This window comes from Ascidiaceihabitans sp. (assembly GCF_039986515.1).
In the GTDB taxonomy this organism is placed as follows: Bacteria; Pseudomonadota; Alphaproteobacteria; order Rhodobacterales; family Rhodobacteraceae; genus Ascidiaceihabitans.
Map to the genome: position 1 here is coordinate 46,479 of NZ_JBDWQO010000019.1, position 14,984 is coordinate 61,462.

The following is a 14,984-nucleotide window of genomic DNA, read 5'->3' on the forward strand; positions in this document are numbered from 1 at the left end:
ACCGACATGACACAGTCAAGGGCACAGGCCAACAAACGCGCCATGAAGTCAGGGTCGCTCTGGGAATGGTTAATCCCTTTCGCCTTCTTTTTCTGCATATCTTTCATTGTCTGGCAGTTGCCTGCCTTCTTTCTGGATTGGATCCCACCACAAAATGAATCGCTCTACGGCCAGATCGATGCGTTGTTTGCCTTGTATGATATTGTCGATGCAGGCAGCTTGTTCGGCGGGCATATCGACATTGTCGATATGACGGCTTTGATCCTCATCCCTGTGTTTGGCGTATTGGGTGTTATGACTGTCCGCCGCGCTTCGATTGAAAACGAAACGGTCCGTGCGATCGACAAAATCGCAATCTTTCTGGGCCGCGTCACCATGATGATGATCCTGACGCTGACAATCGTCATGCTGTACGAGGTGTTTGTGCGCTACGTCGTTGAACGCCCGACACTTTGGGCCAATGAAACCACGCTTTGGATTGCCAGCTTTGTGTTTTTGCTGGCAGGTCTTTACGCCATGCAGCAACGCAGTCACATCCGCATTGTCTTGCTGTATGATGCGGTGCCGCGCAATGTGCAGCGTGTGTTCGACACGATTTCCACAATCCTTATCCTTGTCTTTGCCGCCGCCACCGTCTTTGGCAGTTACAAATACGTCTTCTTCAACAAACTGTACAAATGGGAGCTGTATGGATCGGCCTTCAACCCGCCGATCCCTGCCACCTTGCAGCCCATGGTGCTGATCGTCATCACGTTGGTCGCCATCCAAGCCGTCATCAATCTGATTTCTGACTGGAACCTCGACCCCGAAGTCCTGCGCACCCCCGAGGTCGATCTGGACGAAATCGAAGCCATCAAAAAATCATTGGGTGAAAAATAATGGATATCGGTACGATCTCACTGATCTTGATGGTCGCATTGATTGCCCTTTTGGCGATTGGTATGCCCTTGGGTTTTGCGTCGGCTGTACTGGCTGTTCTGGTGCTGGTTCTGCGCTTTGAACCAGACCTGATCCTGGCCCCATGGACCTTCGGGGACGGCATGCTGACCGCCAAACCCGGTTCAGGCGCGTTGAATTTGCTTCAGAATAAAATTTACGGGCTGTTGACCGATTATGTTCTGATTTCCATTCCACTTTTCATCTTTATGGCCGCTTTGCTGGAACGCTCAGGCGTTGCCAAAACCATGTATGACAGCTTGTCGATGTGGCTGAACAGAACACGCGGCGGCATTGCCATTGTCACTTCGATCATGGCGGTAATCATGGCCGCAATGTCAGGCATCATTGGCGGCGAAGTCGTGTTGCTGGGCTTGATCGCATTGCCGCAAATGCTGCGTCTTGGGTACAACCAGAACCTCGCCATCGGGGTCATTTGCGCATCCGGATCGCTGGGCACCATGATCCCGCCGTCCATTGTGTTGATCATCTACGGACTTATCACCGAAACTTCGATCAAGGCGTTGTTCACGGCGTCCTTCCTGCCGGGATTTATGCTGGCGTCGTTTATCATTCTCTACATTGTCATCCGCACACAACTGCGCCCCGAAGACGCGCCCTTGCCAGATCCCGAACCGGGCGATCCGGTAGGCCGTGAAAAGGCGGGGTTGTTTCTGGCCCTTTTGAACCTGTTGGTCGTGGCTGGAACCGCCCTATTGTGCCTGCGCGCCGGCTACATTGAGTTTTCAGGCCAGAACGCCGCCAACGACGGAGATGCCTATTCCTTAGCCTCACTTTGGCATTTTTACATGTTGGGAACCTTGTCGCTGATCAGCTTGGTCGCCGTGTTCTTTGTGTTCGGCAAAGACCGATCCGCGCGATCTTGGGCGCTTGGCAAGGGTTTGGTGCCGCCGATTATTGTGATCGGGGTCGTTTTGGGGTCAATCTATGGCGGCATTACAGGCATCACAGAAGCCGCGGGCATGGGCGCTTTGGCGGTCTTTATGATTGCTGTACTTTTACATTACACCACCCAAGAGTGGATTGATCTGGTGCGCAGTCGCGCGTCGCGCATTGCCATGACCGTAGGCTTTGTCATTGCACTATGCATCTTCATTCCAATGATCTTCTTTCCAACAACAGAATTTGTTGGCGAAATTCGTTTCGCCATTCTGTTTGTCGCGATTTTCGGTGCTATTTTGCGGATTGAAGAGATGCGCGATCTGCTGTGGGACGCTTTGGTACGGACGCTGAAATCCACAGGCACAATCATCTGGGTCACAATTGGTGCTGCCGCTTTGGCCGGGGCCTACACCGTTGCTGGCGGCCCGAATTACATCGCCAACCTGATCATCGGGGCCGATTTGCCGACTATGGGCATTATCCTAACGATGATGCTGATTTTGCTGTTTATGGGGGCTTTTATGGACTGGGTCGGCATCGTGCTGCTGATTATCCCGGTGTTCTTGCCCATTGTTTTGCGCTTGCCCATCGAGGAAATCGGCGTCTTCGGCCAGCTTGAACCACAACATGTGGCGATCTGGTTCGGGGTCGTGTTCTGCATGAACATGCAAGTCAGCTTTTTGTCGCCGCCCTTCGGACCCGCCGCGTTCTACCTCAAATCCGTGGCCCCGCCCCACATCAGCCTCACCGATATTTTCAAAGGCTTTTTACCCTTTATCGCCATCCAGTTGTGCGCATTGACAGTATTGCTGCTGTACCCGCCAATCATCGCGATTTTGCTGTAGGAGCAGCCGTTATGCTAACACCAGCGCAACTTCAGCAGTTTGAGACCCAAGGGTATGTGGTTGTCGAAGACCTTTTGCCTGCGGATGTGCTTGAGGCTGTGAAAGTCGAATATGCGGCCCTTTTGGATAACCTGTATGCGCAGTGGCACAAACAGGGCTTGGTGCCCGCATCGGAAAACCTTGATTTCTGGGGCAAACTGCTTGCGGCTTATCACGCGCGGTGCGATTATTTTCAGCCGATGGATATATCGTTGCCCGGTGACCAAATCGCGGCAGACACACCGTTTCACTTTGGACCGGCCATCTTCGACATGCTGACTGCGGGTCCACTTTTGGACGCCATAGAGCAGTTGATCGGCCCCGAAATCACATCCAACCCCATTCAGCATGTGCGCATCAAGCCCCCGGCAACAGAATTACAGAATGGCGAAATTCGCGCCCATATCACGGCAACGGACTGGCATCAGGACCGCGCGGTGGCACTGGAAGACGCAGACGCGACGCAGATGGTGACTGTTTGGCTTGCGATCACCGATGCCACGGTCGAAAACGGCTGTTTGCAAGTGCAGCCTCAGGTCCCCGATCAAACGATACTGCCGCATTGTCCGCGCACACAGACGGGCATCGCAGACGGTTTCATCGATGCCGCGGGGGCCATGCCTTTGCCCGTCAAAGCAGGTGGGGCCGTCTTGTTTCATCCCCTGACGCCGCATGGATCTTTGCCCAATACCACGGACGGGTTTCGCTGGTCCTTTGACATCCGGTTTCACAAAACGGGGCAACCGTCAGGGCGTCAACATTTCCCCGAATTTGTGGCGCGGTCACGCAGCAATCCTGCATTGGAACTGCGCGACTGGCAGGCTTACAAATCCTTATGGGAAGACGCGCGTGCCCGCCTTGCGACGCAACCACACACTCCGATCCACCGCTGGCAATCAGACGCGCCATATTGTGCGTAAACTTTAGGAATTCCTATGGACTTTGTACGCCTTGATCCTGCTGACAATGTCGTCACAGCCACCCACGCCCTAGAGGCTGGCGTGACGGTCGAGAACATTGAAACACGCGCCCTGATCCCGTCCGGCCATAAGATCGCGACGGCCCCCATTGCCACAGGTGAAGCCGTGCGCAAGTACAACCAGCTGATCGGCTACGCCAGCGCAGATATTGCGGCAGGCGATCATGTCCACACCCAGAACGTCGACTTCAGAAACACGCAAGCCGCCTATGAATTCGGCACGGACTTGCGCCATGTTGTGCCCGCCAAAGGTGATACCTTTATGGGGTACAGACGTGAAAACGGGCGCGTGGGAACACGCAACTATATCGCCATTGTGACCTCGGTGAATTGCTCTGCCACGGCAGCCCGTATGATCGCAGACCATTTCACGCCGGACATGATGGCTGATTACCCCAACGTCGACGGGGTGGTTGCATTTGTGCATGGCACAGGATGTGGCATGGGCGGCGATGGCGAAGGTTTCGAGGCATTGCAGCGTGTTATGTGGGGTTATGCCAAGCATCCGAACCATGCGGGCGTGGTGATGGTCGGTCTGGGATGCGAAATGAACCAGATCGATTGGCTTCTTGAAGCATACGGCCTGAAACAAGGCCCCTTGTTCCAGACTATGAACATCCAGAATGTCGCGGGCCTGCGTCAAACGGTGGAATTGGGCATCAAAAAGGTCGCGGCAATGTTGCCTTTGGCCAATGAATACACCCGCACCCCCTGCCCTGCGTCCCATTTGATGGTGGCATTGCAATGCGGCGGGTCCGATGCGTGGTCCGGCATCACCGCCAACCCCGCGTTGGGCCACGCGTGCGACTTACTGGCGGCGCAGGGCGGCACAGGTGTGTTGGCCGAAACACCCGAGATTTACGGCGCCGAACACTTGTTAACGCGCCGCGCCCATGACCGTGCCACAGGTGACAGGCTGGTCGGCCTGATCCGCTGGTGGGAAGACTACACCAGCCGCAACAAAGGTTCGATGGACAACAATCCCTCGCCGGGCAACAAAGCTGGCGGTTTGACCACGATCCTCGAGAAATCATTGGGGGCCGCAGCCAAAGGCGGCACCACACCATTGATGGGTGTGTTCAAATATGCCGAACCTGTCACCGCACATGGGTTTACGTTTATGGACAGCCCAGGCTACGACCCCGCGTCCGTGACAGGGCAAATTGCAGGGGGCTGCACATTGGTGTGCTTCACGACAGGGCGCGGATCGGCATTTGGATCGAAACCGGCCCCCACCATCAAAATCGCAACCAATTCCGAGATGGCCACGCGCATGGTCGAAGACATGGACGTTGATGCAGGCACCATTCTGACCCAAGGCATCAGCATCGAAGAAAAAGGCCGCGAGATTTACGAGATGTTTCTGGCCGTGGCCTCAGGCGCACACAGTAAATCCGAAGCGCAAGGATTGGGTGACTACGAATTCGTGCCTTGGCAAATCGGAGCCACGATGTGAAACGGATTTTGGTCGTTGGCGGCGGATTGATCGGCAGTCGCCACGTGGAGGCGGTGCTGGCACATGAGGGCTGCGAACTGGTTGGGCTGGCGGATCCGGACATGTCTATTGCGCCGCATGTGCCGCGGTTCGCTTCCATGAAACACGCGCCTGACGATGTGGATGGGGTCATCATTGCAACGCCAACCGGTTTGCATGGTGCGCACGGGTTAGAGGCCGCAATGCGTGGCTGGCACATGTTGATCGAAAAGCCCGTGGCGGAAACACTGGACGAGGCAGAAGCCCTGCAAGCTGCTATATTTGCAGCCGATGTCAGTTCGTTGGTGGGGCACCACCGGCGCTATCACGCGCCTGTGCAACAGCTGAAGTTCCTGCTTGCTGAAGGCGCTATTGGCACAGTTGTTGCGGCCAATCTGATCTGGGCCATGCGCAAACCCGATGCGTATTTTCAAGGCAATTGGCGCACCGCGGGGGGCAGTCCCGTGATGATCAATCTGGTGCACGACATCGATATTTTGCGCTTTGTTGTTGGTGAAATCGCACAAGTCAGCGCACTTGCCGGCACCGCTTTGCGCGGTTCAGAGCGGATCGAAAGCGGCGCTGTCGCACTTTTGTTCGAAAACGGAGCAACTGGCACAATCAGCTTTGCGGACACCACTCCAAGCCCGTGGGGCTTTGAAGCCGGTACCGGCGAAAACCCGAACATCGGAACCACAGGGCAGGATATGATGTGGATCATGGGCACCGCAGGCGCGGTCAGCTTTCCGTCCATGACACTTTGGGGTGGCACAGACTGGGGCAGCCCTGCGCAAGTTCAGCCTTTGGTGCCAAACCATAATGTAATGCCGCCTTTGGCGGCGCAATTGGATCACTTTGTGGCCGTGATGGATGGGGCAGACCCGTTGATTGATGTGGCTTGTGCTACACGATCCCTGGACATCGCCCTGCAAATCGAAACCCAGTTGATCCAACAAAAACAGTAAATACCACTCGACAAAAGGAACATCTCATGACGCAACCCTCTATCGGATTTATTGGCCTTGGCCTTATGGGCGCAGCTATGGTCGGGCGTTTGCAAGACAAAGGCTACGCCGTCACCGTCACCGCCAACCGGTCACGCCCAAATATTGACGCGGCGGTTGCGCGCGGCGCAACCGAAGTGGCCACGGCGCGTGATGTGGCCGCCGCCAGCGATATTGTGATGTTGTGCATGGACACATCTGCCAGCGTCGAAAGCCGAATGCGCGGTGCTGATGGTGTCATCGCAGGGTTGAAACCCGGTGGAACCGTCGTCGATTTCGGAACGTCTTTGCCCGGATCCACCCGTGCTTTGGGCGCCGAAGTAAATGACGCCGGCGGCACCTATCTGGATGCCCCTTTGGGACGTACCCCCGCCCATGCCAAGGACGGATTGCTCAATATCATGTGTGCTGGCGACAAAACGGCATTTGACGCGATTGAACCCACTCTCAAAGACCTTGGCGAAAACGTGTTCCACCTTGGTGCTCTTGGTGCAGGCCACACCATCAAGCTGATCAACAACTTCTTTGGGATGACCGTGGCCAACGCCATGGCCGAAGCCTTTGCAATGGCCGATGTCGCAGGCATCGACCGCAAACAGATGCACGGCGTTATGGCGGCAGGCCCGCTGCATTCAGGCATGATGGACTTTGTTGCAGCCTACGGCGTTGACAAAGATCCCACCAAGCTTGAATTCGCCATTAAAAATGCGGCCAAAGATGTCGGGTATTACGCCCAAATGGCCCAAGATGCAGGCGTAGACAGCATCATGTCAAAAGGCACGCTTTGTGCATTAGAGCAAGCCCGCGATACAGGCCAAGGCGACGATATGGTCAGCCAGATTGTCGATTTTTACGCAAAACGCTTCAACGGCTGACCCATGGTTGTCGCCGCCCAAGCCATTGAAGACAAAGCCCGCCTTGGCATCATTATGATGCTGGGCGCGTGGTTTATGTTCTCACTGGTGGACACCGGTGCCAAATGGCTGGCGGTGGCGGGTTTGCCTGCATTCCAGCTCGCGTTTATGCGCTATGCGGGTCATTTTGTGATTTCCTTGGGCATCATCGCCAAAGACGGCCTGAGCGCTGACCGCTTCGCCACCACCCATGTGGGTTGGGTCTTGCTGCGCGCGGTGCTGTTGATGTCTGCCACCTTGCTCAATTTCTATATTTTACGCTTTTTGCCGCTGACCGTTGTGTCGGCCATCATGTTTTCTTCCCCCATCATCGTGTGCTTTTTATCGATCTATGTCTTGAAAGAACGTGTTGGGCCATGGCGGTGGGCTGCGATTATTCTGGGGTTTATCGGCGTTTTAGTCGTGGTGCGTCCATTTGATGAAAGCTTTCAGTTGGGCGCTGTGCTGGTGGTCTACAATGCAACTGCAATGGCACTTTATGCGCTGATCACACGCAAATTATCGGGCATTGTCGCTGTGGACACCATGCAGTTCTACACAGGCCTGATCGGCACAGCCTTTACCTTGCCTTTTGCCCTTTGGGCTTGGCAATCCCCGAATACACTGTGGGGGTGGTGCGTTCTGTTCAGCCTGGGTGCATCTGCCTGGCTTGGCCACCAATGGCTTACAAACGCCCACCGCTATGCCACAGCCAATACACTGATGCCCTACACCTATTCATTCATGATTTACGTCTCTGTGCTTGGATATGCACTGTTCGGTGACATTCCCGACAGCTACACACTGGCCGGGGCCGCGATCATCATTTGTGCGGGCCTGATTATTTGGAAACGGGAACAGACATGACCAAAATCGCCTGTATCGGGGAAGCCATGATTGAATTGGCCATGACCCAAGGCGCAGGCCGTGATTTTGCCGCGGTGGGTGTGGCCGGCGATACGTTAAACACCGCGATTTATATGCATCGGTCGGCCCCCGACATTCAGGTCGACTACATCACCCGCGTCGGCGACGATCCCTTTTCAGACAAGATCCGCAGCTTCATCGCGGCCAACGGCGTCGGAACACAACGCATCGGACGCGTGCGCAATGCCTCACCGGGACTGTATGCCATTACAACAAATGAATACGGTGAACGTGCTTTTACCTATTGGCGCAACGCCTCACCTGCCCGCACACTTTTTGCAGGTGGCGACTTTAGCGCGTTGGACGGATACGACGCGCTTTATATTTCAGGCATCACCATGGCGATTTTGCCCCATGCTGTCCGTCTGCAGCTGATCCAGTGGCTGCATGACAGCAACTCCGTTTTAATATACGACAGCAACTACCGCCCAAATCTTTGGGACAGCAGAAACAACGCACAAATGGTCACACGCGCGATGTGGGCCCGTGCCGACGTCGCACTGCCATCGATCGATGATGAAATGCTGTTGTTTGATGAGGAGGCCCATGAAACCGAAGCCCGCTTTGCAGCGTTTCAGGGGCGCGGCGCGCTAAAGCGCGGGGCCGAAGGGCCTATGTCTTTGGGTGAGCCCGTAACACAGACTTATCCACCCGCATCAGACGTCATAGACACCACCGCAGCTGGCGACAGCTTTAACGGGGCGTATGTGGCCGCGGTCCTTGCGGGTGCATCGCAAGCCGAAGCCTTGATGCGTGCCCATGAAATGGCCGCACTGGTGGTGCAACATTCTGGGGCTATTGTTCCCTTATAAGATGGCGCAGATCCTCCGCGCCGATCAATCCCAGCATTGCGCCCAGCGGATCATCGTTTTGCAATGCTGTCCGGATCGCGTGCGCCTGCGGGTCGTCCACATCGCCCTGCATCGCCGTGCAGTAATCCATCCACGCTTTGATCCCTGCCCCCGCCGCACCCGGTCTGCCCCGCGCCCGCAAAGAGGCCACCAACCGGTGAGGCAGTTTCTGGCTGCCATCCATCGCAATCTGCATCAACGCATGGGCCAGATGTGGATTGTCAAAACGGGCCAGCAGCGCCTTTGCGTAACGGGCCGATCCCGCTTGAGCGTCGGGGGGAAGCGTTTCTGCGGCTTGCGCCATCAATTGCTCTGCCTGCGTTCGCAATTTAGGGTCCGCAATAGCCTCATGCACATAAACATACCCTGCCAAAAGTCCCGCATAAGCCAAATAAGAATGGGCACCGTTCAGCATCCGCAGCTTGCGCATCTCGTGGGGGGCCACGTCCGGCACAATCTGCACGTCGGGCCAATTGGGACGCGATGCGGCAAAACGGTCTTCGATAACCCATTCGCGAAACGGCTCGGTCGGCACAACCATGGGGTCCCCCATGTTGCGCAGCGCATCCGTGGTGGCAGGGGTTATGCGGTCCACCATGGCGTTGGGAAATGTCGTTTGGGCGAAATTCACCACCACGCCGGCTGCTTGCGCAAATTGCGCGATACACCGCGTCAGCACATCACCATTGCCTTGCAGATTGTCGCAACTTAGCACTGTCACCGGGCTGTTGCGCCGCGCAAGGCCGCGCGTCAAATATCCGATGAATGTCTGCGGGACAAAGCCTTGCAGGTCGGATGCGATTTGCGGGTTGGACAGGTCGAGATGCCCCTGCGCGTCCAAACAGTAACCTTTTTCAGTGACCGTGGCCGAAATAATCTGAACCGCCGGATCAGCAACCGCTTGCAGCACCGCATTGGGGTTTTCAGCGGCGACCAGCACATCCCTAACCGCCGTAATCCGTTTTGTCCCCTGCCCTTGTACCGCCAGATCGTAACAGTAGTTTTGCGCGGCCATCCCGTCGCGGATCGCCGCCGACCTTAAGCTGACGCCAGTGATTGCCCATCCGCCTGCGTCTTGTGTGTAATCAGCCAAATGGGCACGTGCGAAACTGCCCAATCCAAAATGCAAAATACGTCCCATTCAGCGCCCCAACCGATAGGCATCCTGCGCCAGCCCCACAGCCAATTCCTGTGCCAGATGCATGGCATCGCTGACATCAAACGCCCCCTCGGACACCTGTTGGGCCAAATGCAAAGCGACCGCGCGGCGCCATAAATCGTGACGCGCCGGAATAGAGAGAAACGCACGCGTATCGTCGTTAAAACCCGCCAGATTGTAATACCCCGCAGTCTCGACCACCTGATCAAAATACCGCGCGATACCGGCCGGGCTGTCATGAAACCACCACGGCGGCCCAATCCGAAGACAGGGCCAATGCCCCGCCATAGGGGCCAATGTGCGGGCATAGGTTGCCTCGTCCAACGTGAACAAAATCAAAGTAAAATCCGCACGGTTGCCGACACGGTTCAACAATGCCTCAAGTCCACGCACCCAATCGGTTTGTACTGGAATATCAGCACCTTTGTCCCGACCGAACCGGACCATCACATGGGCATTTGTGTTTCTCTTGCTGCCTGCGTGTATTTGCATGACCAGCCCGTCATCCAAGGACATCTGTGCCATCTCGATCAACATATGCCCGTAAAATCTGATGCGATCCTGCGCGGATGCGGCACCGCTTTGCACGCGTTGCCAAAGTGTATCCGGGTCTTCCAGCCACTCGGTCCAGATCACTTCAATGGCGTGATCCGTGGCCGTGGCCCCCATGTCGCGGAAGGCCGCGCGACGCTGGCGCAAAGCTGTGAGGTAGCCGTTAAAATCCGAGACATCGGTTTGGGTTAGCTTCGCCAAAGCAAGAATGTTTTCAGCAAATTCGGGGTCATCAGGATCAAGCACCCCGTCAGGGCGAAAGGTTGGGATCACACGCCCGGACCAAGCGCTGTCTTTGACCCTTTGGTGATGTTCCAAACTGTCCAAAGCACTGTCCGTCGTCGCCAAGGCCGCAATGTTGAACCGATCAAAAAGCGCCCGCGGTCTATGATCGTCGCGCGCAAGCTTTTCGCCAATCTGGTCGTAGATCATATCGGCCGTACCCGCCCCAAGCGGCGTCATAATTTCCAATGTCTCTTGCAACACATGACTGATCCACATGCGGGACGGAGTTCCCAGGAATAAATGCCAATGCTTCGCAAAGATCCGAAAAACCTCGCGCGGGTCTGCGGCGTGCCCGATGCCAAGGTCCTCCAACGACAAGCCTTGGGAATACAGCATCCGAAACACATAATGATCTGGAATGACCAGCAGTTCTGCTGCGTTCGAGAATGCGTTGTTCTGTGCGAACCATTCAGGATCGCAATGCCCATGAGGCGACACAATCGACAAGTGCCTTATGCCCTCGTACAGTGTTTGTGCGCCGCCTGTCAGTCGTTGCATTAGATCCTCCGATTTTGGACAGAGTGTGGCGAAACATTCGCCATTTGGGAAGGTTTTCCCTTGGCGCGGCAGCGGTTTCATCGCACATTTTGAATGTAGCCACGACACCTTGGCACGGGTCAGGGTCAAAGATGCGGAAGGAACATAAACAATGAAGCAAACTTGGCGCTGGTTCGGGCCACAAGACCCGATCGCACTTGCCGATCTGCATCAGGTTGGGGTGCAGGGCATCGTCACAGCCCTACACCAATTTCCCCCCGGATGTGCATGGCCTGAAGACGCGATAGACGCGCGATGTGCGCTGTTGAAGGATGCAGGATTTCAATGGGATGTGGTCGAAAGCTTGCCTGTCTCGGAGGCGATCAAAACCAAGGGGGGGGATCGCGCCGACCATATCGCGGCTTACAAAACCAGTCTTGAGCGGCTGGCGTCGCGCGGCATTCAGACCATTTGTTACAACTTCATGCCTGTTCTGGACTGGACGCGCACGGATTTGGCGGCTGTGCAACCTCATGGTGGCACCGCTATGGCCTTTGATTTGGTGGATTTTGCGGCCTTTGATCTTTGCATTCTCAAACGCCCGACCGCAACCAATGACTATGACGACGCCCTTTCAGACATGGCCCATGCACGATTTGCCGCAATGACAGACAGCGCCAAACAGAAGTTGCAGCACAACATCACTGCAGGCTTGCCCGGCGCGAACGACACTTGGAGCGTTCAGGATGTGGCACGTCATCTCAGCACATATGACGGAATTTCGCCCCAAGACCTGCGTCAAAATCTGATCGATTTTTTAAGTGATGTGGTGCCTGTTGCCGAACGTCTTGGCATGCGCCTGTGTTGCCATCCCGACGATCCGCCTTTTCCGCTGCTTGGCTTACCGCGTGTGATGTCATCGACAGACGACTACGCGGCAGTGCTGGATGCAGTCAACAGCCCGGCCAACGGCGCCACCTTGTGCACCGGATCCCTTGGTGTGGATGCTGGATTTGATCCTGCGGACTTTGTCAGACGGTTGGGTGCACGTATCCATTTTGTGCACCTGCGCAACACCAAACGCGAGGAATCCGCCGACAAACACCGCCCCAGCTTTTACGAAGCGCCCCATCTGGAAGGCGACACAGACATGGTCGCAACCGTACACGCGCTTATGGCTGAACAAGACCGTCGCAGATCGCAAGGCCGCGCAGACTGGAACATCCCGATGCGCCCGGATCATGGGCAAGCATTGCTTGGCGACTTGCACATGGAAAGCACACCGGGTTACCCCCTGATCGGCAGAATGCGCGGATTGGCCGAGCTTCGCGGCATCATGGCCGGATGGCGCAGTGCTTAGACCCATTTTCCAAAATTGACCTAAGTTTCGAAACCTGCTCCCCCAAAGTGACATCTTGACGGGACAATCTTCTGATCCCACTTTAAGGGCAGCCACATAAACTGGAGTTTTCCGTGCCCTCAGCCCCCCTTTGCGATGCCTCTGTCGACATGACGCAAAAGCCAGACGTCAAAGCCTTTTTCGATCCACAGTCCAACACCATCGGATATGTCGTGAAAGATCCCGCAAGCACGGCCTGCGCGGTGATCGACGCCGTTATGCAGTTCGACTATGCAGCGGGGCGGCTAAGCTATGATTGTGCAGATGAAATGATCGCATTTATCGAAAGCAACGGCCTGTCTCTTGAATGGATCATCGAAACCCATGTCCACGCGGACCACTTGTCAGGTGCGCCCTACATCCAGCAGCGCCTTGGGGGTAAGATCGGCATTGGCGCCGGCATTATGCAGGTTCAGGACACCTTTGGAAAAATCTTCAACGAAGGCACAGAATTTCAACGTGACGGGTCACAGTTTGACCAGCTGTTCCAAGACAATGACACCTATCAGGTCGGGGAAATGAACTGTTTTGCGATGCACACGCCCGGACACACCCCTGCGTGTATGGTGCATGTTATGGGCGATGCGGCGTTTGCGGGGGACACGTTGTTTATGCCCGATGGCGGATCAGCGCGCGCAGACTTTCCGGGGGGCGATGCAGGGCAACTTTACGACAGCATCACGCGCGTGCTCAGCCTGCCCCAAGACATGCGGCTTTTTGTATGCCACGACTATGGCCCCGGTGGCCGCGCGATTGCGTGGGAAACGACAATTGGGGCGCAACAACAGGCAAACATTCACGTAGGCGCCAACGCCACCCGCGAAGATTTTGTGCACATGCGCGAGACACGCGATGCGCAACTTGCGATGCCCAAGCTTATTATCCCTTCGCTTCAGGTAAATATGCGCGCAGGTGAAATCCCGCGTGATCCGTCTGGTGCAATGATGATGAAGCTGCCGGTCAACAAGCTTTAACATTTTCTGATTGCCAACCGTGTCCCGCTGGCAGGGCTGGATCAACATCCATCCAAGTTTGGCGACATAGCGACGCAAGCATCCTATGGTCGGGTTTTGGGCCTGCGCAAAACTTGTCAACTTATCCGCGGCCCCCTAAGAGTTCGAATATGAGTTTCCCAAATCGCCCAACCCAACGGTCTTTGCCCATTTCCCTTTTGCGTGCACGTGAAACGGTGATGGGGCCGGTACGTGATATGCTGCAAAGCTCTGGCATTTCTGAACAGAAATGGCGCGTTTTGCGGGTGGTGGAAGAATCCGGTCCAATGGAACAAACCGCCATCGCCAAAGCCGCCAGCCTGTTGCTGCCCAGTCTGACACGGCTGAACAAGTCCATGGTGGACGACGGGCTTTTGCACCGCACCGAAGATCCAAACGACAAACGCAAAGCCATCATCACAATAACCGACAAAGGCCGGGCGCTGATCCAGTCGCATATGGCGGAAAGCGACGCGATTTTCTCTAACATCACAGAGCAGTTCGGCGCCGAGCGTTTGGACGACTTGTTGGACCTTTTAGAAGACTTGCAACGGCTGAAACTGTAAACATCTGCGTGCTTTTGGTAGAAATGATGTTTCCCGACCTCACGGTTTACCTGTCTCGGCATCCTGTTTTTATATCGTTGCGAACAAGATCGGGACATCTGGCGAAGTCTTGTTGCACGCGGAACGCTCACGCGTCTGTGACACGTCACGAACAGCTTGTGCACTTGCTTCCCAAGAAGTCATTAAGCACATGTATTAAAACACTAAAAATCTCACGTTCCCGTGTTTTGACGCGATCAAAATAAGGGCATCGCCAAGCCGCGCAAACGTTACATCACAGACACACCCCAGTGATCAGACGTGTTTTGCAAACCCGCTCAAACCACCCCACTTTGGATGACAGAAGACAACGAAACGGCCCTGTGTCGCATCCTTGGAAAGGACAAACAGATGAAACTGATTATCTCTACCGCTGCCGCCGCTTTGATCGCCACGACGGCCATTGCCGGTCAATCAGACCGCTACCACGACAACAAACTTGATACGTCGGCGCACGCGCAGGCGGCCAATAGCGTGACCCCGGTGGTCAGTACCCGAAACAAAGAAAAAATGGATAAGGTCGCTGACAATACATACGTCAGCAAGAATAACGACAGTCGCTGATGTTTGACGTCAGACCACTCCGGTTTCCCTCACTGGCGTGATCTGACAGTACCAGCGCTTAGAACGGTTTCCTTTCCCCTAAAGGAGACCGTTTTTTTGG

At 55.5% G+C, this 14,984-nt stretch carries 14 protein-coding genes; 12 read left to right on the forward strand and 2 right to left on the reverse strand.

Going from position 1 to position 14,984, the window contains the following annotated elements; genetic code table 11:
• The first annotated feature begins 6 nt into the window (after nt 1-6).
• Genes ABJL60_RS19085 through ABJL60_RS19120 form a run of 8 tightly spaced genes read left to right on the forward strand, consistent with a single transcriptional unit; the run spans nt 7 to nt 8,812 of the window.
• On the forward strand, nt 7-879 hold the full coding sequence (locus tag ABJL60_RS19085) for a TRAP transporter small permease subunit (protein ID WP_181364487.1): 873 nt from the start codon (nt 7-9) through the stop codon (nt 877-879).
• The gene (locus ABJL60_RS19090) at nt 879-2,684 is read left to right on the forward strand and encodes a TRAP transporter large permease subunit (protein ID WP_348373998.1); all 1,806 of its coding nucleotides are present in this window, start codon (nt 879-881) and stop codon (nt 2,682-2,684) included. Before ABJL60_RS19085 ends, ABJL60_RS19090 begins: the two co-directional genes overlap by 1 nt.
• Before the next feature lie 11 nt (nt 2,685-2,695).
• Nucleotides 2,696-3,643, forward strand: a complete 948-nt coding sequence (locus ABJL60_RS19095) for a phytanoyl-CoA dioxygenase family protein (RefSeq protein ID WP_348373999.1) — start codon at nt 2,696-2,698, stop codon at nt 3,641-3,643.
• 15 nt (nt 3,644-3,658) lie between these two features.
• Nucleotides 3,659-5,158, forward strand: coding sequence for an altronate dehydratase family protein (locus tag ABJL60_RS19100; protein WP_348374000.1), 1,500 nt, complete (start codon nt 3,659-3,661; stop codon nt 5,156-5,158).
• A complete protein-coding gene (locus ABJL60_RS19105) occupies nt 5,155-6,141 on the forward strand; it encodes a Gfo/Idh/MocA family oxidoreductase (RefSeq protein WP_348374001.1) in 987 nt (328 codons plus the stop codon). The genes ABJL60_RS19100 and ABJL60_RS19105 overlap by 4 nt, the downstream gene beginning before the upstream one ends.
• A 26-nt stretch (nt 6,142-6,167) precedes the next feature.
• On the forward strand, nt 6,168-7,055 hold the full coding sequence (locus ABJL60_RS19110; protein ID WP_348374002.1) for an NAD(P)-dependent oxidoreductase: 888 nt from the start codon (nt 6,168-6,170) through the stop codon (nt 7,053-7,055).
• Between the two features lie 3 nt (nt 7,056-7,058).
• The gene (locus ABJL60_RS19115) at nt 7,059-7,940 is read left to right on the forward strand and encodes a DMT family transporter (RefSeq protein ID WP_348287650.1); all 882 of its coding nucleotides are present in this window, start codon (nt 7,059-7,061) and stop codon (nt 7,938-7,940) included.
• Nucleotides 7,937-8,812 (forward strand): sugar kinase, encoded by an 876-nt coding sequence (locus tag ABJL60_RS19120; protein ID WP_348374003.1) that lies wholly within the window; start codon nt 7,937-7,939, stop codon nt 8,810-8,812. The genes ABJL60_RS19115 and ABJL60_RS19120 overlap by 4 nt, the downstream gene beginning before the upstream one ends.
• Here ABJL60_RS19120 and ABJL60_RS19125 read toward each other — a convergent pair.
• Together ABJL60_RS19125 and uxaC are read right to left on the reverse strand one after the other, a co-directional pair.
• A complete protein-coding gene (locus ABJL60_RS19125) occupies nt 8,796-9,992 on the reverse strand; it encodes a mannitol dehydrogenase family protein (RefSeq protein WP_348374004.1) in 1,197 nt (398 codons plus the stop codon). The genes ABJL60_RS19120 and ABJL60_RS19125 overlap by 17 nt on opposite strands.
• A complete protein-coding gene (gene uxaC / locus ABJL60_RS19130) occupies nt 9,993-11,345 on the reverse strand; it encodes a glucuronate isomerase (protein WP_348374005.1) in 1,353 nt (450 codons plus the stop codon).
• Between the two features lie 151 nt (nt 11,346-11,496).
• Here uxaC and uxuA point away from each other — a divergent pair, with 151 nt between their 5' ends.
• The 4 genes from uxuA (at nt 11,497) to ABJL60_RS19150 (ending at nt 14,884) form a co-directional block, all read left to right on the forward strand.
• Nucleotides 11,497-12,684 (forward strand): mannonate dehydratase, encoded by a 1,188-nt coding sequence (gene uxuA / locus ABJL60_RS19135; protein ID WP_348374006.1) that lies wholly within the window; start codon nt 11,497-11,499, stop codon nt 12,682-12,684.
• Between the two features lie 149 nt (nt 12,685-12,833).
• On the forward strand, nt 12,834-13,697 hold the full coding sequence (locus ABJL60_RS19140) for an MBL fold metallo-hydrolase (protein WP_348374142.1): 864 nt from the start codon (nt 12,834-12,836) through the stop codon (nt 13,695-13,697).
• Nucleotides 13,698-13,846: 149 nt separating this feature from the next.
• The gene (gene hpaR / locus ABJL60_RS19145; protein ID WP_348374007.1) at nt 13,847-14,281 is read left to right on the forward strand and encodes a homoprotocatechuate degradation operon regulator HpaR; all 435 of its coding nucleotides are present in this window, start codon (nt 13,847-13,849) and stop codon (nt 14,279-14,281) included.
• 390 nt (nt 14,282-14,671) lie between these two features.
• Nucleotides 14,672-14,884, forward strand: a complete 213-nt coding sequence (locus ABJL60_RS19150; protein WP_348287662.1) for a hypothetical protein — start codon at nt 14,672-14,674, stop codon at nt 14,882-14,884.
• The last annotated feature ends 100 nt before the right edge of the window (nt 14,885-14,984 follow it).